Origin of the sequence: Sphingobacterium sp. UBA6320 (assembly GCF_002440335.1) — a bacterium.
Classification (GTDB): domain Bacteria; phylum Bacteroidota; class Bacteroidia; order Sphingobacteriales; family Sphingobacteriaceae; genus Sphingobacterium.
This window is the reverse complement of the sequence record NZ_DJTA01000001.1, coordinates 1-19,001: the sequence shown is the minus strand read 5'-3', so window position 1 is coordinate 19,001 and position 19,001 is coordinate 1. Positions and strand designations below refer to the sequence as shown.

Here is a 19,001-nt window from a genome sequence, read left to right as displayed (position 1 = left end):
TTGCTACTTTTTTTATGGTGTATTGAATATTTCAATATCTAATATAAAATCTTATAACTAATCTCTTTTAAGACCAAATTTTTCAATCTTACTGTATAAATGACTACGTTGAATATCTAAATCATCGGCTGTTTTAGAAACGTTCCAAGTATTTTTCTCTAATTTGTACTTAATAAATTCTTTCTCAGCAAAATCTTTAAAATCTTGAAAAGAAGCAAAATTATCAAGATCTACCTTACTACCATTTTGGTTAGATTGGCTAGCTCCGTTACTTGGATGACTCGTAGTAGATATTGCATTGACGGTATTAGAAGGATTGGCAAATGCAATAACATCTCTATCAGTGATTGATTTATCACTTAAAATAATCAAGCGTTCAATCATATTACGTAACTCTCGAATATTTCCTGTCCACGGAAGATTGCACAACTCTTTTAATGCAGCTGCAGTGATTTCCTTTACCGGAACACCATATTCATTACAGATCTCTTCACAAAAATTCTTAGACAATAAAGGTATATCATCAACCCGTTCTGTTAGTGAAGGTACGTGAATCAAAATTACAGAAAGACGGTGATACAAATCCATTCTAAAATTTCCAGCATCGATCTCTTTAAATAAATTTTTATTTGTTGCCGCTACAACACGTACATTGACATCAATTTCTTTGTCTCCACCTACCCTTGTGATCTTATGCTCTTGCAAAGCGCGTAGTACTTTAGCTTGAGCCGAAAGACTCATATCACCAATTTCATCTAAAAAAAGTGTTCCATTGGTGGCAAGTTCAAATTTACCAAGACGTTGTTTAATCGCAGAAGTAAAAGATCCCTTCTCATGTCCAAAAAGTTCTGATTCAATCAGTTCAGAAGGAATTGCAGCACAATTAACTTCAATTAAAGGTCCTTCTGCACGATTAGATTTCTCATGAATCCATCTTGCCACCAACTCTTTACCAGCACCATTTGCACCAGTGATAAGTACACGAGCTTCGGTAGGTGCAACACGATCGATGGTTTCTTTGATCCGACTGATAGCCTCAGATTTACCAAGAATTTCTTTTGTTTTATAACTTGTAACTTTTCTCTTTAAAACTTTAGTTTCCGTTACTAAAGAAACTTTTTCCAGACCATTTCTAACCGTAATCAGTAAACGATTCAGATCCAATGGTTTTTCTAGAAAATCAAAGGCGCCTTTCTTAGCCGCTTCAACAGCTGTTTCTATAGTACCATGACCCGAGATCATGATAAAAGGAAGATCTGGATTTATTTTTTGAGCTGTTGCCAAAACTTCCATACCATCCATCTTATTCATCTTAATATCACAAAGAACAAGATCAATTTTTTCCTTTTTAATGATTTCTAAGCCGTCACTACCGTTATCTACATCCAGTATATTATAATCTTCATATTCTAAGATATCTCTTAGCGAATTTCTGATTGCCCGTTCGTCATCAATAATTAATATGGTACTCATAAATAAGTTTTATTACTCCTCTTTAAAGATTATTTAAATTACTGGTAATATAGTAAAAAAGAAGCAAACCTTATAAGCCGGGTTCTGTAAACCGAAAAATCGGAGTTTCTACCATTTATCTAGGCTAGTCATCACTAACTAGCTCCATCAACCTACCCATTACGAATCTTAGCCAAAGCTAAAAGAAGACGAGCAGCCTTCGAATTTCGCAACCTATTTGGTCTTTCAACACACGAGGTTTACCGTAATGCATGTCGCCATACAAGACTGTGAGCTCTTACCTCACATTTTCACCCTTACTCCGAAAAGCGGTATATTTTCTGTGGCACTTTCTGTCTACTAAGTCAATAGCATCCTTCCCGTTAGGAAGCGTGTTGCTCTGCGTTGCCCGGACTTTCCTCTCCTCCTTTAGGGAGCAGCGATAGAACCAGTTTGCTTCTTCTGCAAAGGTAGGATTTAGATTGATAAATATTCGCTTAAAAAAAAGAAAAGAATGAAATTTTGTATCATATCGCCTGTGCAATTGCATAACCAGATGCCCAAGCCCATTGAAAATTGTATCCTCCTAACCACCCCGTAATGTCTACGGCCTCACCTCCAAAAAATAAGCCACTTACGTTTTTACTTTCCAAAGTTTTAGCGTTCAGCTCTGCTGTCGAAACACCTCCACGCATCACCTCAGCTTTATCATAACCCTTATCGCCTGCTGGCTTAACTTTGAATTTATGAATCGTATCTATGATTAAATTGGCGTCTACTTTGCTTAGAGAAGCTATTTTAGTATCTAATGGCAGAAATTTACCGAGGGCTTCTACCATTCTTTTTGTAAAATAATCATTCAAGATATTCGAAACCAAACGTTTTCCACCTTCATTACGTTCATCTTTGATTATTTTATCCAATTGAAACCGAGGCAAAAGATCAATATAGAACTCTTCTCCAGCACGCCAATAAGATGAAATCTGTAGAATCGCCGGACCACTTAAGCCCCAATGCGTAAAAAGGATGTTCTCTTCAAAACTAATCTTATGATTATAAACTCTAGAAAAAACTGAATTACCAGCTAAAGAAGCATACCAGTCGGCCTCCTTTCCTGTAATAGTTAGAGGTACTAAAGCAGGTGCGGTAGGTACAATTGCCATCTCAAATTTCTTAGCCGTACGAATAGCAAAATCAGAGGCCCCCAACTTCGCGACAGGTAAACCTCCGCTTGCCATAACAACCTTCTTTGTCGTTAAATGCTGAACGCCCTTTTCACTTTCCACTGTTAAGACAAAGTCATCTTTAAGCTTTTCTATAGCCTTAACAACCGTGTTTAATCTTATATCCTGATCCGTTGCAAATAAAATCTTAGTAAAAACGGCTACAACATCTTTAGCCTTATTCGAAGAAGGAAATAATTGTCCCAACGTTTTCTCCTCACCAAATATACCATGCGACTCAAAAAAACTCAATGTATCATCTACCGTCCATTGACTAAATGCAGATCTTAAAAAATCTACATTCTCGGACACAAAATTATCGATGTCAGTACCCAAATTGGTATAATTACACCTTCCTCCTCCAGAAATTAGAATCTTAGCCCCAACTTTATCATTTCGCTCAATTACTAAAGTTCGCTTACCTAATAAACCAGCTTGAGCAGCACACATGAGCCCACACGCCCCTCCCCCAACTATAATGGCATCATATTGCTTCATATTTATATTATTAATAGCCTATTAGTTCATTATCTAATGAAATGACACGACGTTCCGCCTGACTTTTTATCCCAAGTTCGATAATACGAATAACATCACGGCCTTGTTCTGCCGTAACAATTAGAGGAGTTTTCCCAAGAATAGCATCTGCTATATTTTGGTAATAATCAGGATAGCTGCCTAATTTCGAAGTAACTGTCTCTTCGAGATCTTTCCCATTATAAAGCAAATTCAATTTACCATAAATAGATGGATCCTCTTTGCCCCAATTAGGATGCTCATCAGGAAACACACCCGCACGTAATAACTCCTCTTGAGGATCAACACCATTTTTCAAGAAGTTTCCGTTTAATGCAAATACAGTGTATCGCGGAGTCGGCTCTTTAGCAAGCATCCCTCCTTTCAAAGAAACACGCATTTCTGGATAGTAAAGGAGTAATTCGAAATTATCAATTGCCCCCGCTCCAGGTCTTTGAATAGTCAAATCTGCAAATACAGCATTTGGTCTACCGAAGAGTTGTAGCGTCTGATCAATTAAATGCGCTCCAAGATCATAAAAGATTCCTGAACCTGGCAGATTATCTTCTCGCCACGCACCCGGTCTAAGATGGTTACGGAAACGATCGTAACGAACTTCAAAATTCTTGATCTGCCCAAGTCGCTGGTCCTTAATCACCTCTTTGATCGTTCTAAAATCTGAGTTGAATCTTAAATTATGGTACACAGATAGAATTTTACCGCTTTCTTTTGCCAATGCGATCAATTCATCAGCCTGTTCAGATGTATTGGTAAATGGCTTTTCGACTACCACATGTTTCCCTGCTAGCAATGCCTGCTTAGCAAAAGGATAATGCATATCGTTTGAGGTCGCGATAACGACTAAATCAATAGATTCGTCATTTAATATATCATCAATATGATCCACAGCTAATGCTGTAGGATACTTTTCACTTACAATTACTTTTTGGTCTGCTTTACGAGCAGTTATTTTCACTAATTCAAGTTCAGGAATGGATCGCATAACCGGAGCATGAAACACTTGTCCTGAAATACCAAAACCAACTAAACCTACACGAATTTTCTGAGTCATCATCTTTTAAATTACATACGTTCAGGAACTTCAATTCCTAATAAATTCATGCCTTTAGCGATAATTTTTGCAGCTGCTGCTGAAAGATGCAAACGGAAGTTTTTGACTTCTTCAATTTCTGCTTTCAAAATCGTCTCCTCATGATAAAACTTGTTGTACAATTTCGCAACTTCATAAATGTAGTTGGACATCTGAGCAGGGCTAAATTCTTGAGCTGAAATCGCAATAATATTCGGAAAATTTCCTAAACTCATGATTAAGTCTCGCTCGTAAGCCGATATAGACGCAGGAACCGATATTGCTGACAACTCATCAAAGTTTGCCTTTGAAAGCACGGATTTGATACGAGCATATGTGTATTGAATAAACGGACCTGTATTCCCTTGAAAATCAACAGATTCCTTTGGATCAAATAATAATCGTTTTTTAGGATCAACCTTTAATAAGAAATATTTCAATGCTCCCATACCGATGGTATTATATAGTGCATTTTTATTTTCCTCAGACAGACCTTCCGTTTTACCCAATTCCTCCGTGCGCTCTTTAGCTGTTTGAATCATCTCATTCATCAAATCATCAGCATCAACAACAGTACCCTCACGAGATTTCATTTTGCCAGAAGGTAGATCAACCATCCCGTAAGATAAGTGAAATAAACCACTAGCCCAAGATTTGCCCAATTTTTTCAAAATTAAGAACAATACCTTAAAATGATAATCTTGTTCATTCCCTACAACATAAATAGAATCATTCATATTGAATTCATCGTATTTCAATTGAGCCGTACCTAAATCCTGTGTAATGTACACTGAAGTCCCGTCTCCACGCAAGACGAGCTTTTCATCCAATCCTTCATCCGTTAAGTCAATCCATACAGAATTATCCTCCTTTTTGAAGAAAACACCGCTATCTAATCCTTCTTGAATAATATCCTTTCCTAGCAAGTAGGTATTTGACTCATAATAATACTTATCAAAATTAACACCTAACTGATTATACGTTTTTTCAAAACCTGCGTATACCCAGCTATTCATTGTTTTCCAAAGATCAATCACAGCCTCATCACCAGCTTCCCATTGCTGCAACATCGCTTGTGCTTCTTTTATCAATGGTGCATTCTTCTTAGCCTCATCTTCAGTTTGACCTTCAGCTTTGAGTGTCTCTATTTCTTTTTTATATTCTTTATCAAAAACAACATAGTATTTACCTACCAAATGATCCCCTTTCATACCTGTCGACTCAGGAGTCTCTCCATTTCCAAATTTTTGCCATGCAAGCATCGATTTACAAATATGAATACCACGATCATTTACCAAATTTGCTTTGATCACCTCATAACCATAAGCTTTTAAAAGTTCAGCAACAGAGTACCCTAACAGGTTGTTACGAATATGTCCTAAGTGAAGCGGTTTATTGGTATTTGGAGAAGAGTACTCCACCATTAACTTTTTACCATTTGATGGAAATACGCCAAAATCACTTTTCACGATTGTTTCATTTAAAAGAGAAATCCAATATTCATCAGCAAGACAAATATTTAAAAATCCTTTAATAACATTAAAATCTGAAATAGCTGTAATTTGACTTTTCAAATATTCACCTATCTCTGTACCGGTCTGCTCAGGAGATTTCTTAGAAAATCGGGTAACAGGAAAAGTTACAATTGTAATTTGTCCTTCAAACTCTTTGCGTGTCTCTTGTAAAGCAATTTGATTTTCAGAAATATCTGCATTATAAAGCTGTTTTACAGCTTGAACAGTGACTTCAATAAGTCTGTTTTGAATAGAATTCGCCATGTAATGATTATGTAAAATATGCAACTCCCTGATATAGAATACAAAAATAATTCACCTTCCCTGTTCTTGTATTCATATTGAAAGTATATCTTTGCAAAAATAATAAAAAATGCAGAGCTATCAGGAATTTCTTGACCTAAGTGTTGGTTTTCCGCAAGACGGATTCGAAATCATCGACGACGAATTGTATTTCCACGATTTGAATTTAATGGAAATGATAGAAACGTACGGTACGCCGTTGCGTTTTACTTATTTGCCAATCGTCAGCAAAAAAATTCAACAAGCGAAAATTTTGTTTCAAACCGCAATTTTGAAACACAACTACAGAGGGTCCTACAAATATTGTTATTGTACTAAATCTTCCCACTTCAAACATATTGTTGAAGAGGCATTGAAGAATGAAATTCACTTAGAGACGTCGTCTGCATTTGATATGCCGATGATTGACTCTTTAGAACGTCAAGGTACCGTAACAAAAGACATTACAGTAATTTGTAATGGCTTCAAAACATATCAGTACAAACAGTACATTATTGATATGATCCATGATGGGTATAAGAATATTATCCCGGTCTTAGATAACAAAGAAGAATTCAATCTCTATGATGATGAAATTGAACTGGAAGAACCATGTGCTTTGGGTATTCGTATCGCTTCAGAAGAGCAGCCAGACTCCCAGTTCTATACATCAAGATTAGGCATTCGTATTGAGGAAGTTATAGAATTCTATAATAACAAGATCGCCAACAACCCTAACTTTAAGGTTAAGTTGTTACATTTCTTCATCAATTCAGGTATATCGGACACACCATACTATTGGAATGAGCTAGAAAAGTATGTTACCCTATTCTGTAAGTTTAAGAAAGTAAACCCAGATTTAGATACGTTAGATATTGGTGGAGGTATGCCTTTTAAAGATTCTCTAGTTCATGATTTCGATTATGAATATATGGTCAATGAGATTGTGAACAGAATCAAGCAGATCTGCGCGCAGCATGAAGTAATGGAGCCTGATATTATCACCGAGTTTGGCAAATATACCGTTGCAGAAGCTTCAGGCATTTTGTACAAGGTATTAGGCAGAAAATTACAAAACGATCGTGAAAAATGGTTTATGATCGATGGTTCATTTATCACAAATTTACCAGATGTTTGGGCTTTAAATCAAAAATATATCCTACTTCCCATCAACAATTGGGATTCAGAATACGAGCGCGTTAATTTAGGCGGTATTACATGTGATGGTCAAGATTACTATAATCAAGAAGCACATACCAGCTCTGTTTTTATGCCCAAAACACGTAAGTTACAGTATTTAGGTTTTTTCCACACAGGAGCTTACCAAGATGTACTAAGTGGATATGGAGGTATTCACCACTGCCTGTTACCGTCACCAAAACATGTACTTATTCGTCGTAACCGCGACGAAACATTTAATTATGAAGTATTTGGTGAAGAACAAAATTCAAAACAAGTTATGAAACTATTGGGCTACCAATAAGAGCGTAGACAACAGATAATAAAAAGGTTAGAAATTTTCATTTCTAACCTTTTTTGTTTTATTTAATATCTGTTATTCATGATTAATTTGTATTTTTAGGTGTATAATACTTTAACGCAACCATAGTTATGACAGATTCAATTTATAATTGTTTATGGTTTGATGGTCAAGCCCAAGATGCAGCAAACTTCTACTGTTCAGTATTTAAAGATGGAAAAATCATTTCCTCCAATCCTTTGGTCGTTATTTTTCAAATTAATAACACTCGATTTATGGGACTAAACGGAGGTCCATCTTATAAACCTTCCGATGCTGTCTCATTTGTTGTTGAATGTGAAGATCAACAAGAAATCGATCACCATTGGAACATGTTGACCGCAAATGGCGGGCAAGAAAATATGTGTGGTTGGTTAAAAGACAAATTTGGATTTTCTTGGCAAATCATACCAAAAAAAATTCATGTACTCATTTCAAATCCAAAAGCAATGGAAGCTTTGGTGAAGATGAAAAAGATTAATATTAAAGGATTAGAAGAGGCGTCATAAGACAAAGTATTTAATGGCATGAGCACAAAAGCTATTCCTTATAAATCGCTCTCGTTATAACTGTCCTCATATCCAATGTTATTTAGACCGTAACCACAGAAAAATAATTATTTGTCATGTAAAACAATAACAATACGATTGTTATTATGCTATATAAATAAACAACAATACTATGAAAGAAGAATTTATCAATCTATCCTTAACTAAAAATGATCAAGTGAATCATTTTGAGCTTCATATAGGAGAGTATCAAGCTTTTATTGCATTCAAAGAAAGACCTACCAAAATTTGGCTTATACATACGGAGTCCGATCCACAACTGGCCGGCCAAGGAGTCGCAACTGCAATTATTGAAAAAACACTTCACTATTTAAAAGATCATCATTACACACTGTTTCCTCTATGCCCTTTAGTATATGCCTATATTAAAAAGCATCCTGAATGGAAAGCAATAGTGGATCCCAGTTTTGAAGGATTCGAACAAGATAAGTAGGTATAAATCTTATTTTTAGCTGAAATATAAAATAAATGTTTCAACAAATTACAACTGCAATCCATAAAATTAAGTTACCTTTGTCGCTTACAAATAAATAATTAGATTGCAATTTCAAGATTTAAAACTCATAGCTCCAATCCTTAAGGCATTGGAAGCTGTTGGATATACTACTCCTACCCCAATTCAGGAACAAGCAATTCCAATCATTTTTAGGAAAAATGATTTATTAGGTTGCGCTCAAACAGGAACCGGAAAAACTGCTGCTTTTGCTATTCCTATACTTCAAATGTTAAGTTATTCAAAAGTTAAAACTGCGAAAAAAAATATTCGTGCTTTAGTTTTAACACCAACACGCGAACTGGCGATTCAAATTGAAGAAAACTTTAATCAATATTCAAAAGATCTTCCACTCAAAAGTCTTGTAGTTTTTGGAGGTGTTGGACAACAGCCACAGCGCGATGCCCTAAAAAGAGGTGTGGACGTTCTTATTGCTACACCAGGTCGCTTATTAGACTTATATGGTCAAGGTTATATCGATTTAAAACACTTAGAGTTTTTTGTTTTGGATGAAGCTGACCGTATGTTAGATATGGGATTTATACATGACGTAAAGAAGCTAATTAAAATAATACCTGAAAAAAGACAAACATTATTTTTCTCAGCAACAATGCCACCTGAGATTCAAAAATTAGCAAATCATATTCTTGTTGATCCTATCAAGGTCGAAGTCACTCCAGAATCTACTACCGCAGAAAAGATCCAACAAGAAGTTTATTACGTTAAGAAAAACGACAAAAAAGATTTGTTAATCCATGTTTTAAAGGAGAAAAATATAAATCACGTGTTAGTTTTTTCTAAAACTAAACATGGTGCAGATCGTATCGTTAAAGATCTTGCAAAAAAGAATATTCAATCTGCGGCCATTCATGGAAATAAATCTCAAAGTGCCCGTCAAAACGCCCTTAAAAACTTCAAAGACCGCACCCTACGCGTATTGGTTGCTACCGATATTGCAGCACGTGGTATTGATATCGATGAGCTGGCATTTGTAATCAACTATGATTTACCCAATATTCCTGAATCATATGTACACAGAATTGGCCGTACAGGTAGAGCTGGTAAAGATGGTCAAGCGATTTCATTCTGCGACGAAGAAGAATATGCTTTTCTATTAGATATTCAAAAATCAATTCGTATGGAAATTCCTTTAGTGGAAAAACATCCCTACGCATTACATATCTCCGGAATAGCACCAAAAAAGCCTGCTGCAGCGAAGAAATCAGGAAGACCAGCATCTGCAGGCAGAAATGGACAAAGCTCTAGTAATGGAAATACTGGTGGAAATAGAAGAAGAACCTCATCAGGTCCAAGATCCGAAAATAGAAATAGAACTACTTCTAGAAGAAGAGATTCTTAAATAGAGAAATACAAAAAAAGAGAGGCTTTAGCCTCTCTTTGATTTTTTATTACCATACTCGCGATCGCGCTCGAAAGTATTCATATGCCTTTCTTTTTTCACTGGATATACATCCGCTATTGTAATCAAGATCCCCGTCTCTTCTACCTCACCAAATTCATCATTAATAGCTGTTCCAAATGATTTCATAGTTGGAGAAAGATTCATATAGGTATTGATTAAAGGTGGAATATTTTCTCCTAATGCCCTTATTTTACTATTCAAGAGTTTATAAGATTCTTTATAATCTAATCCGTCAAACATACCCTCATATTTAGAAAAATCATTTTCACAATTCAAACTCGGAATAGGTACAACTAAATTCTCTTTATCAGGAAAATGATACTCCATAAAATAAAGAAGCATACCTCGCGCCTCTTTATTATAGTGAGGGTACATCGTTACTTTTCCAAATAAGTATTTGATATCTGGATTGATCATCACTAAAGCGCCTAGACCATCCCAAAGATTATCCAATGAAAAAATTCCTTTACGGTTATCGATTGCAGGTTGAAATTTGGGTTGTACAAAAGATCGACCTAATTCGATCGTATAAGGTAAATAGTCACTTTTAAATCGTTCGGAAAATTGAAAATAATGTGCAGTAGATAAATTCGGAACACCATCTTTCATAGAGGCATTAGCACATTTAATAACACGATAACCTGCAACTACCTCCTCTTCTTCTGGATTCCATGCGATCAATTGATCATAGCAATCTTCACAAGTATCATTTTCGTCAATATCTATAGATAATCCAGTACCACCACCAGCACCTCTAAAAGTCAATTCTCTCAATCTTCCTATCTCACGCATCACATTGGGTGCGTTATGATAATTGATTAAGTATATTTCGTTATTTCCGTTGTTAGTGTAACGTATAAAAGCCTCTTTACCCAACTCAGCTTTTAACAACTCTCTATCAACTGGAGCAATAATTTCTTGCATAATTTTATTTTTCTTGAGACATTCCGTAAACCAATCGCTTAACCTCTTCAGCCCATTTTTTTTCGCCCTTAGATTGATCAAAATGTGTGTAAGATATTTTCTCGCCGATAACAATCGTCACAGTTTGGTTGCGTTGAGAAAACATTTCATCAGGTAGATAAAGCATTTCCAAATTTGCCTTTAAGCCAATCTTCTGTCTTAGCCTTGCAAAATTATAAAAAAAGTTAGAGTTTTTACCCTCAATATATACCGGTACGATATCTTTTTTATATTTCTTTGCCTTATTTATAAAACTTTTCTTCCATTCGAGATCCTCAATCCTTCCATCTGCTTGTTTTCTGGAGACCAGGCCTGCCGGAAATACCAGTAGCGCGGTATCAGAAGCATAAGCCTGTTCAATAGCAGCAATACCACTCTTCCCCTGTCCACCCAATTTATTCACAGGTATAAATAAGGGTTGTAGATTCCCTACATTCATTAATATATCATTGACCAGAAACTTGACATCTTTACGATACCGTCCGATAGCATGCATGAAAGCAATACCATCCAGACCTCCTAATGGATGATTAGAAGCAAAAATTACACTTTCATCAATCGGAATATTTTCTGCACCCTTTAACTCGACATGAACACCCAGGTCCTTTATTAGCGCATCTACGAAGTCTAAACCTTGCAAATTCGCAAAACGAGTCATGATATCATTGATATCATCCTCGTGGATAGTTCGCTCTAAATATTTTAATAAGAATGAAGGAATCCATTTTGCCAATTTTGGACTCTTCTTTCGAATTACTTCCCTAACTTCAATAAATTTCTGACTTGCAACCTCACCCATAAAAATTCCAGTACTATGATTTAACTACCTTACATATTCAAAATATAAATCGCACTTTTGTAAAAGTAGATAAAATTTGTACAATCCATTATCAATAATATATAAACTGTGCAAAGTTAAAGTAAAAATTTAATGACCTTTAATCTGATAAAGCTTTTTTATTAATAAAAATCGGATTGTTTAAACATTTTATTAAATTTAAGGTCAATAGTATACAGATAAACAACGGACATGTATATAGCGAACATCCCCCTATCACAAAACACGACCATAAAGCAAACTGACACGATCGCCTTTGCATTAGATCGAATGGAAGATTTCCAATTTCATTTACTACCAGTCGTAGATGGCGATAATTATTTGGGTTATATAACTCAAAATGATTTATTAAACGCACTAGATGATCAATTCACTGTTGCTACGATCCATTTAAAAACAGATCCTATTTACGTCATGGCAAATCAGCACCCCTATGATGCAGTTCGCTTAATGACAGCATATCATATGGATACCTTGCCTGTTTTAGATGAACATAATAATTATAAAGGAATATTGACCTCGTTAGAACTAATCAAAACGATTTCAGTACTACAATCTCTCAATGACGTTGGAGCAATTATTGTTTTAGAAGTCGGAGCTCATGACTTTTCATTGTCTAAAATTGCTCATTTGGTTGAAGTCGAAAACTGTCAAATATTAAATTGTTCAACCCAAGCAATACTGGAGAATGCGACAATTCAAGTAACTATAAAGGTTAATCAATCCAATATAGCAAATTTACTTTCCTCTTTCGCACGACAAAACTATAAGGTTATGGCAAGTTTTAATACCCTACAAGAGTTTGATGACCTAGAAGATCGTTACAAACAATTAATGAATTACATCAATATTTAGCAATACGGTAGTTTTTTCTCATCTTTGGCAAACAAATACAATCATCACTGCTAGATAAAAAATACTGTACAATATGAGAGTGGCAATTTATGGTAGAGAATTTACTCCTTCAGTTATTCCCCATGTAAGACATTTACTAGAATATTTAATTGCGAAAGAAGTAGAAATATGGATTTATGATAGTTTTTATAATTTTCTAAAGAAACAATTTGATTGTACTAAAAACTTTTCTACGTACACTTCCAATGCAGATCTTCCTCTCGACACAGATTTTATGTTAAGTTTAGGAGGAGATGGAACTATGCTATCCGCAGTATCCCTAATTCACAACTCAGGCATACCCATCGCTGGTATCAATTTCGGAAGATTAGGATTTTTAGCTTCGATAAACAAAACAGATTTTGAAACATCCATTGATCAAATTCTTGTTAAAAATTATAAAATTCAAAAAAGAGCACTTTTAGCTGTTGAATCCCCGGATAAGGAATTATTTGGAGGAAATAGCAATTATGCTTTGAACGATATTACCGTATTTAGATACGATAGTTCTGCCATGATCACGATCAATGCCTACTTAAACGGAGAACTTTTAAATTCTTATTGGGCAGATGGACTCATTATTGCTACACCGACAGGCTCAACAGCCTATTCACTGAGTTGTGGAGGTCCTATAATTATGCCCGGAAGCGGCAATTTTGTAATCACTCCAATTTCTCCGCACAACTTAAATGTACGACCAGTAGTCATATCATCTGAATTTGAATTAGATTTAGAAATCGAAAGCCGTTCCGAAAAATATATATTGAGCTGTGACTCAAAAAATGAAACAGTACCAAGTAACGTTAGATTGAAAATCACAAAAGCACCTTTCTATATTAATTTAATTAGATTAGATGGAGAAAGCTATTTTGAGACCCTGAGAGAGAAATTACTTTGGGGATTAGACGTCAGAAATTATTGATATTAGCAATAATTTCTAATTCTCTATTCATCAAAAAGATTTATATTTACCACAAAATATTTTGAACAACTTATTCATTTAACTTACCCAGACCAAAGAGTTGTGCTACAAAGAGCAAATAATGCTCAATGCTGACTAGACGATTCTACATTTAATGAAAGGGTGGCTACTGAATATTCAAATCAAAAAGGACAGATATTTAGGTAGACAAGCTGAAATTGCTTATCAAAGTAATTTTCAATCATAGACATAAGTAGACTAATCAACATTCAATCATTACTACACAATAAAAGTTGTGGATAAAAGATAAAGCTAATGTTGATGAAAATTACGACTACACCTATGCAGGTATTAAATAGGTCGTATATTATAAATGTTTTTACCAATCGGGAGATAGGCAGAAGTAAAGAAATAGAACATGAGCACAATAGATCATATTGACAAAAATAAGCTTCCACAACATATTGCTATAATTATGGACGGCAATGGAAGATGGGCAAAGGAAAAAGGAAAACTGCGAATTTTTGGTCATCAAAATGGCGTCAAGGCTGTTAGAGAGGCGCTAGAAGCTACTATCCAAGTTGGAGTAAAACATCTTACTTTATATGCTTTCTCTACAGAAAATTGGAACAGACCTCGATTGGAAGTAATAGCGCTCATGGAACTATTGGTTTCTTCACTCAAAAAAGAAATCAAAACCTTTCAAAAAAACGGTGTCCGTCTCAATGCCATCGGAGATCTATCTAAACTTCCTAAAAATTGTCAAGAAAAATTACAGGAAACGATGGATATAACAGCACATAACACAAACTGTGTATTGACGCTGGCATTAAGCTATAGTTCACAAGAAGAGATCGTACAGGCTACAAAAAATATTGCAGAAAAAGTATTAAAAGGGGAACTAAACATCGAAGAGATTACCACTGAAGTATTTCAACAAAATCTTTATACATCCAATCTCCCAAATCCAGATTTGTTAATACGAACAAGCGGAGAATACAGAATTAGTAACTTCCTATTATGGCAGATTGCCTATGCCGAATTTTGTTTTCTAGATAAGATGTGGCCCGAATTTGAACAAGAAGACCTATTTAAGGCCATTCTTGATTATCAACAGCGTGAGAGAAGATTTGGAAAAACAAGTGAGCAGATCTAATCTTTATTAGTAACTTTGCTAACTGATTTTAAACCGTCATATTTTGCTGGTTCTTAAATTTTTCTTAATTAACAAAAATTAACAACTGATTGATGTACTTTAGCATCAATAAAAATTTATAAATGAAGCGCATACTTATTGTTATATTATTTTTAGCATGTACCCAACCACAATTCGCACAAGCTCAAGTGAATGGAACTGCTATAAACCTGAATGATCCCAACCAAATAAGTTATTTATCCCCTAAAGACTATATCATTGGTGGTGTGACAGTTTCAGGAACGCAGCATCTTGACAACAATGTATTAATTACAATATCCAAACTTGTTGTTGGTCAATACATTGAAGTTCCTAGTGAAGCTACATCCAATGTGGTAAAAGTGATGATGGCTCAAGGGCTTTTTGATGACGTACAATTATGGTCCGAAAAGATAGAAGGTGAAACCATTTTTCTAAATATTCGTGTTGTTGAAAGACCACGTTTAACACGAATAGACATTAAAGGTTTGAGTAAAAGCCAAACAGAAGAAGTTCGTAAAAGATTAAATGATAATGCCGGTAAAGTGGTCAATGAAAATCTGATCAATACCACGCGTAACACCATCCAACGCTTCTTAAGAGAGAAAGCTTATTTATATCCAGAAATTAAGATCAGCACAGAAAAAGATAGTGCTCAGGCTAATAATGAGATTTTAATTGCAGATGTTGACCGTAAGAATAAAGTACGTGTCAAAAAGATAACATTTACAGGCAATAAAGAATTTACACAGAAACAGCTTCGAAAAAATTTAAAAGGAGTTAAGCAAAAAGCATGGTTCCGTATTTTTGGTCCCGGAAAATTCAAAGAAGAAAAATATAAAGAAGCAAAAGAAACTTTAGTATCTAAAATGCAAAATAAGGGTTTCCGCGATGCAGAAATCATACAAGACTCCGTCATTAAAGTTGACGATAAAAATGTCTTGGTCAATATTGATGTGTATGAAGGACCTAAATATTATGTAGGTAATATCAAATGGTCAGGAAATGCGAAATATACAGACACTGTCTTAAATCGGATTTTAGGAATACGTAAAGGTGATATTTTCAGTGAAGAGAAACTAAATACTAAATTATTGGGCGGTGGTAGAAATAGTGATGATATCTCTTCATTATATATGAATGATGGCTACTTGACATTCTCGATCGATCCAGAACAAACACGTATATACAACGATACAATTGATCTCAATTTACGTGTATATGAAGGTGCGCAGTATACGATTAATAACGTATTAATAAAAGGAAATGATGTGACCAATGATCGTGTCGTATTAAGGTCCATTCGTACCAAGCCAGGTCAAAAGTTTTCAAAAGAGGCAATTATGACTTCTGTACGAGAAATCGCACAATTGGGTAATTTTGATGAGCAAAAGACTAATCCTGTTCCTACAAATCTAAATCATGCTGAAGGAACGGTCGATATTTTATATAATGTAGCTGAAAAGCCTTCAGATCAAGTGGAGTTATCAGGAGGTTATGGTGCAGGACAGATTATCGGTACTTTAGGATTAACCTTCAATAACTTCTCTACAAGTAATCTTTTCAACAAAAGCTCTTGGAAACCATTGCCACGTGGTGACGGACAAAAATTAAGTATTCGTGGACAGACATCAGGTAAACGTTACCAGTCCTATAGTTTCTCTTTCACCGAGCCATGGTTAGGTGGTAAAAAACCAATCTATTTTGGTTTAAGCGCCTATACGTCTAGTTCTTCATATGGAGGTTTTAATTACTATACTGGGGAGCAAACGGTAAAAGATTCGGAACTTAATAGGATATGGATGACGGGTGTAACCGCAACCTTAGGTAAGCGTTTACAATGGCCAGATAACTGGTTCCAAGCCAACACTTCCCTATCGTTTCAACGTTATAAATTGCAGAATTATGCCAACTATTTCTTATTTGACAATGGTACAGCATATAATATTAACTTAACACAAGAATTCAGCCGTAATACAATTGATGCGCCGATCTATCCAACTTCAGGATCTAACCTTAAGTTCTCTGTTCAAGTTACGCCACCATATTCGCTGTTTAATAATATCAATTATGAAACAGCAGAAAATAATGTGAAATACAAATGGACAGAATACCATAAGTGGAAATTTGATTCACAATGGTATGCAAAGATTGCTGGTAAATTGGTATTCAAAGCACAGGCACAATTTGGTTTCTTAGGTAGTTATTCTAATAAAACAGGAATTTCTACATTTGAACGCTTCAAAGTCGGTGGTGATGGTATGCAAGGTTTTGACTTCTTACAAGGATCTGAGATCATCGCAATGCGTGGATATGCCAATGGTGTTGTTATTCCAGAAGGAACTCAGAATGTTAACATTGCAAGAAATTCAGGAAGTCCAATTTATACCAAATATCAAATGGAATTGAGACATCCTGTAATGTTAAATGAACAAGCAACAGTTTTCGTATTAGCATTTGCTGAAGCAGGTAATACTTGGAATAAATTCTCAGAATATAATCCATTCAAAGTAAGACGCTCAGCAGGTGTTGGAGCACGTATCTTCTTACCTATCTTTGGTATGTTAGGTATTGATTACGGTCATGCATTTGATCCAATCCCAGGCTTACCAAGCAGTACATGGAAACAAAACTTCACATTTAGTATTATGCAAAATATGGGAGGATTTTAATCCCGCTTAAACTTTTTGGAATATTAAATGTCATAAAGAAGAAATTCATATATTAGTTGAAAGTTATAACAAAAATAACATGAAAAAAATAGTTTTAGTAATAGCATTTGTTGTAGTTACCGTATCAGCTACTTTTGCGCAAAATTTTGCATATGTGAATTCAGAATATATTTTAAAACATATTCCTGAATATGCGTCTGCTCAAAAACAATTAGATGATTTATCTCAAAAATGGCAGCAAGATGTTGACCAGCAATACGCGGAAATCGAAAAATTGTATAAAGCTTATCAAAACGATCAAGTTTTATTAAACGAAGATATGCGTAGACGTCGGGAAGATGAGATCGTGAAAAAAGAAAAAGATGTTAAAGATTATCAAAAGCAAAAGTTTGGTTTTGAAGGTGAGTTATTTAAGCAACGTGAAAAACTGGTTCAACCTATACAACAACGTGTCTCTAAAGCAATTCAAGATTTAGCAAAAGCACAAAGCTTAGACATCATATTAGATAGAGGTCAAGAAGTGACTTTCCTATATGCAAATCCAAAACTTGATAAAAGTAATGACGTCATTATTAAATTAGGATTAAAACCAAATCCTGCACTTGCAAACTAAATATTAGTTTACTAATATTGCGAGAACGAATAGGAGTATTATTAAGTATTAAATTAGAAACACAAAAATTTGTCTCAAAATAATTTGAAGAGACGATTTAAGATTAACATGAAAAGAATGAAAAATTTATTTAAAGGTGCTATTGCATTTGTAGCAGTTTTTTTTGCAACTCAGTTAGCTCATGCACAACAAAAAATTGGTCATATCAATTTTGCGGAAATTATTCAATCAACTCCAGAATTCAAAACGGCTGAAGGACAATTGAAAACGTTAAGTGATGGAAAAACAAAAGAGCTTCAAGATATGTATGCGATGTATCAAACAAAACAAAAAGAAGCAAATGACAAAGCACGTAATAGAAGTGAAGCAAACAAAGAAACTGTAGATGTTGAATTGCAAAAATTAGGTACTGAATTACGTGATATCGAAACTCGTATCAACGAAAACCAACGTGTTGCTCAAGAAGAATTAAACAAAAAAGAAGAAGAGTTAATTTCTCCGATTCATAGAAAAGTATCAGAAGCACTTAACAACGTATCTAAAGAAAAAGGATATGCTTATGTTTTTGATATCTCAAGCACTAACATTCCTTATTTTCAAGGTGGTGATGATTTAACTGCTGCTGTTAAAACCAAATTAGGTATTTCAGCTACTGCTACTCCGACACCAGCAAAAAAATAATGAATTAATCTCTGTAAAATCTTTCAGATTTTAACAAAAACAGCAACCTTATAGGTTGCTGTTTTTGTTTTACCTTACATTACCTTACCGTACCTTACCTTACCTTACCTTACCTTACATTACCTTACCTTACCTTACCTTACCTTTCCTTACCTTACCATAC

General features: G+C 34.8%; 16 protein-coding genes and 1 other RNA gene. 10 read left to right on the top strand and 7 right to left on the bottom strand.

Annotated features, from left to right (window positions below):
* Nucleotides 1–57: 57 nt before the first annotated feature.
* The 5 genes from B3P23_RS00085 to argS all read right to left on the bottom strand — a co-directional run bounded on the left by B3P23_RS00085 (nt 58) and on the right by argS (nt 6,059).
* The gene (locus tag B3P23_RS00085) at nt 58–1,473 is read right to left on the bottom strand and encodes a sigma-54-dependent transcriptional regulator (RefSeq protein WP_045752426.1); all 1,416 of its coding nucleotides are present in this window, start codon (nt 1,471–1,473) and stop codon (nt 58–60) included.
* 57 nt (nt 1,474–1,530) lie between these two features.
* An RNA gene (rnpB, locus tag B3P23_RS00080) (RNase P RNA component class A) lies at nt 1,531–1,911 on the bottom strand.
* 68 nt (nt 1,912–1,979) lie between these two features.
* The gene (locus B3P23_RS00075; protein ID WP_293923471.1) at nt 1,980–3,173 is read right to left on the bottom strand and encodes an NAD(P)/FAD-dependent oxidoreductase; all 1,194 of its coding nucleotides are present in this window, start codon (nt 3,171–3,173) and stop codon (nt 1,980–1,982) included.
* 10 nt (nt 3,174–3,183) lie between these two features.
* Nucleotides 3,184–4,266, bottom strand: a complete 1,083-nt coding sequence (locus B3P23_RS00070; protein WP_293923469.1) for an oxidoreductase — start codon at nt 4,264–4,266, stop codon at nt 3,184–3,186.
* Between the two features lie 8 nt (nt 4,267–4,274).
* The gene (gene argS / locus B3P23_RS00065) at nt 4,275–6,059 is read right to left on the bottom strand and encodes an arginine--tRNA ligase (RefSeq protein WP_293923468.1); all 1,785 of its coding nucleotides are present in this window, start codon (nt 6,057–6,059) and stop codon (nt 4,275–4,277) included.
* A 109-nt stretch (nt 6,060–6,168) separates the two neighbouring features.
* Here argS and B3P23_RS00060 point away from each other — a divergent pair, with 109 nt between their 5' ends.
* The 4 genes from B3P23_RS00060 (at nt 6,169) to B3P23_RS00045 (ending at nt 10,018) form a co-directional block, all read left to right on the top strand.
* Nucleotides 6,169–7,560: an arginine decarboxylase gene (locus B3P23_RS00060; protein WP_045752429.1), complete on the top strand. Its 1,392-nt coding sequence runs from the start codon at nt 6,169–6,171 to the stop codon at nt 7,558–7,560.
* 128 nt (nt 7,561–7,688) lie between these two features.
* On the top strand, nt 7,689–8,105 hold the full coding sequence (locus B3P23_RS00055; RefSeq protein WP_052627464.1) for a VOC family protein: 417 nt from the start codon (nt 7,689–7,691) through the stop codon (nt 8,103–8,105).
* 172 nt (nt 8,106–8,277) lie between these two features.
* Nucleotides 8,278–8,598 carry a GNAT family N-acetyltransferase gene (locus tag B3P23_RS00050; protein WP_045752431.1) on the top strand — a complete coding sequence of 107 codons (321 nt, stop codon included), beginning with the start codon at nt 8,278–8,280 and terminating at the stop codon, nt 8,596–8,598.
* A gap of 106 nt (nt 8,599–8,704) precedes the next feature.
* Complete coding sequence (locus B3P23_RS00045; protein ID WP_248754584.1) at nt 8,705–10,018, top strand: DEAD/DEAH box helicase; 1,314 nt, start codon at nt 8,705–8,707, stop codon at nt 10,016–10,018.
* 27 nt (nt 10,019–10,045) lie between these two features.
* Here the strand turns inward: B3P23_RS00045 and B3P23_RS00040 are convergent, their stop codons facing one another.
* A complete protein-coding gene (locus tag B3P23_RS00040; RefSeq protein WP_045752433.1) occupies nt 10,046–11,005 on the bottom strand; it encodes a GNAT family N-acetyltransferase in 960 nt (319 codons plus the stop codon).
* A 4-nt stretch (nt 11,006–11,009) separates the two neighbouring features.
* Complete coding sequence (locus B3P23_RS00035; protein WP_045752434.1) at nt 11,010–11,843, bottom strand: 1-acyl-sn-glycerol-3-phosphate acyltransferase; 834 nt, start codon at nt 11,841–11,843, stop codon at nt 11,010–11,012.
* Nucleotides 11,844–12,074: 231 nt separating this feature from the next.
* Here B3P23_RS00035 and B3P23_RS00030 point away from each other — a divergent pair, with 231 nt between their 5' ends.
* The 6 genes from B3P23_RS00030 to B3P23_RS00005 all read left to right on the top strand — a co-directional run bounded on the left by B3P23_RS00030 (nt 12,075) and on the right by B3P23_RS00005 (nt 18,838).
* Nucleotides 12,075–12,737, top strand: a complete 663-nt coding sequence (locus B3P23_RS00030; protein WP_084405263.1) for a CBS domain-containing protein — start codon at nt 12,075–12,077, stop codon at nt 12,735–12,737.
* A gap of 73 nt (nt 12,738–12,810) precedes the next feature.
* Entirely contained in the window at nt 12,811–13,698 is an 888-nt protein-coding gene (locus B3P23_RS00025; RefSeq protein ID WP_045752436.1) for an NAD kinase, read from the top strand.
* Nucleotides 13,699–14,116: 418 nt separating this feature from the next.
* Nucleotides 14,117–14,854 (top strand): isoprenyl transferase, encoded by a 738-nt coding sequence (locus B3P23_RS00020; RefSeq protein ID WP_045752437.1) that lies wholly within the window; start codon nt 14,117–14,119, stop codon nt 14,852–14,854.
* Nucleotides 14,855–14,976: 122 nt separating this feature from the next.
* Nucleotides 14,977–17,544 carry an outer membrane protein assembly factor BamA gene (gene bamA / locus B3P23_RS00015; RefSeq protein WP_045752438.1) on the top strand — a complete coding sequence of 856 codons (2,568 nt, stop codon included), beginning with the start codon at nt 14,977–14,979 and terminating at the stop codon, nt 17,542–17,544.
* A 79-nt stretch (nt 17,545–17,623) separates the two neighbouring features.
* Nucleotides 17,624–18,157: an OmpH family outer membrane protein gene (locus tag B3P23_RS00010; protein ID WP_045752439.1), complete on the top strand. Its 534-nt coding sequence runs from the start codon at nt 17,624–17,626 to the stop codon at nt 18,155–18,157.
* 108 nt (nt 18,158–18,265) lie between these two features.
* Complete coding sequence (locus B3P23_RS00005; RefSeq protein ID WP_260946597.1) at nt 18,266–18,838, top strand: OmpH family outer membrane protein; 573 nt, start codon at nt 18,266–18,268, stop codon at nt 18,836–18,838.
* The last annotated feature ends 163 nt before the right edge of the window (nt 18,839–19,001 follow it).

What these genes read in the sequence shown, in the direction of transcription:
- B3P23_RS00050 (WP_045752431.1), top strand. Translation starts at nt 8,278, where the DNA reads ATGAAAGAAGAATTTATCAATCTATCCTTAACTAAAAATGATCAAGTG.
- B3P23_RS00070 (WP_293923469.1), bottom strand. Translation starts at nt 4,266, where the DNA reads ATGATGACTCAGAAAATTCGTGTAGGTTTAGTTGGTTTTGGTATTTCA.
- bamA (WP_045752438.1), top strand. Translation starts at nt 14,977, where the DNA reads ATGAAGCGCATACTTATTGTTATATTATTTTTAGCATGTACCCAACCA.
- B3P23_RS00005 (WP_260946597.1), top strand. Translation starts at nt 18,266, where the DNA reads ATGAAAAGAATGAAAAATTTATTTAAAGGTGCTATTGCATTTGTAGCA.
- B3P23_RS00035 (WP_045752434.1), bottom strand. Translation starts at nt 11,843, where the DNA reads ATGGGTGAGGTTGCAAGTCAGAAATTTATTGAAGTTAGGGAAGTAATT.
- B3P23_RS00075 (WP_293923471.1), bottom strand. Translation starts at nt 3,173, where the DNA reads ATGAAGCAATATGATGCCATTATAGTTGGGGGAGGGGCGTGTGGGCTC.
- B3P23_RS00020 (WP_045752437.1), top strand. Translation starts at nt 14,117, where the DNA reads ATGAGCACAATAGATCATATTGACAAAAATAAGCTTCCACAACATATT.
- B3P23_RS00055 (WP_052627464.1), top strand. Translation starts at nt 7,689, where the DNA reads ATGACAGATTCAATTTATAATTGTTTATGGTTTGATGGTCAAGCCCAA.
- B3P23_RS00030 (WP_084405263.1), top strand. Translation starts at nt 12,075, where the DNA reads ATGTATATAGCGAACATCCCCCTATCACAAAACACGACCATAAAGCAA.
- B3P23_RS00085 (WP_045752426.1), bottom strand. Translation starts at nt 1,473, where the DNA reads ATGAGTACCATATTAATTATTGATGACGAACGGGCAATCAGAAATTCG.
- B3P23_RS00010 (WP_045752439.1), top strand. Translation starts at nt 17,624, where the DNA reads ATGAAAAAAATAGTTTTAGTAATAGCATTTGTTGTAGTTACCGTATCA.
- B3P23_RS00040 (WP_045752433.1), bottom strand. Translation starts at nt 11,005, where the DNA reads ATGCAAGAAATTATTGCTCCAGTTGATAGAGAGTTGTTAAAAGCTGAG.
- B3P23_RS00025 (WP_045752436.1), top strand. Translation starts at nt 12,811, where the DNA reads ATGAGAGTGGCAATTTATGGTAGAGAATTTACTCCTTCAGTTATTCCC.
- argS (WP_293923468.1), bottom strand. Translation starts at nt 6,059, where the DNA reads ATGGCGAATTCTATTCAAAACAGACTTATTGAAGTCACTGTTCAAGCT.
- B3P23_RS00060 (WP_045752429.1), top strand. Translation starts at nt 6,169, where the DNA reads ATGCAGAGCTATCAGGAATTTCTTGACCTAAGTGTTGGTTTTCCGCAA.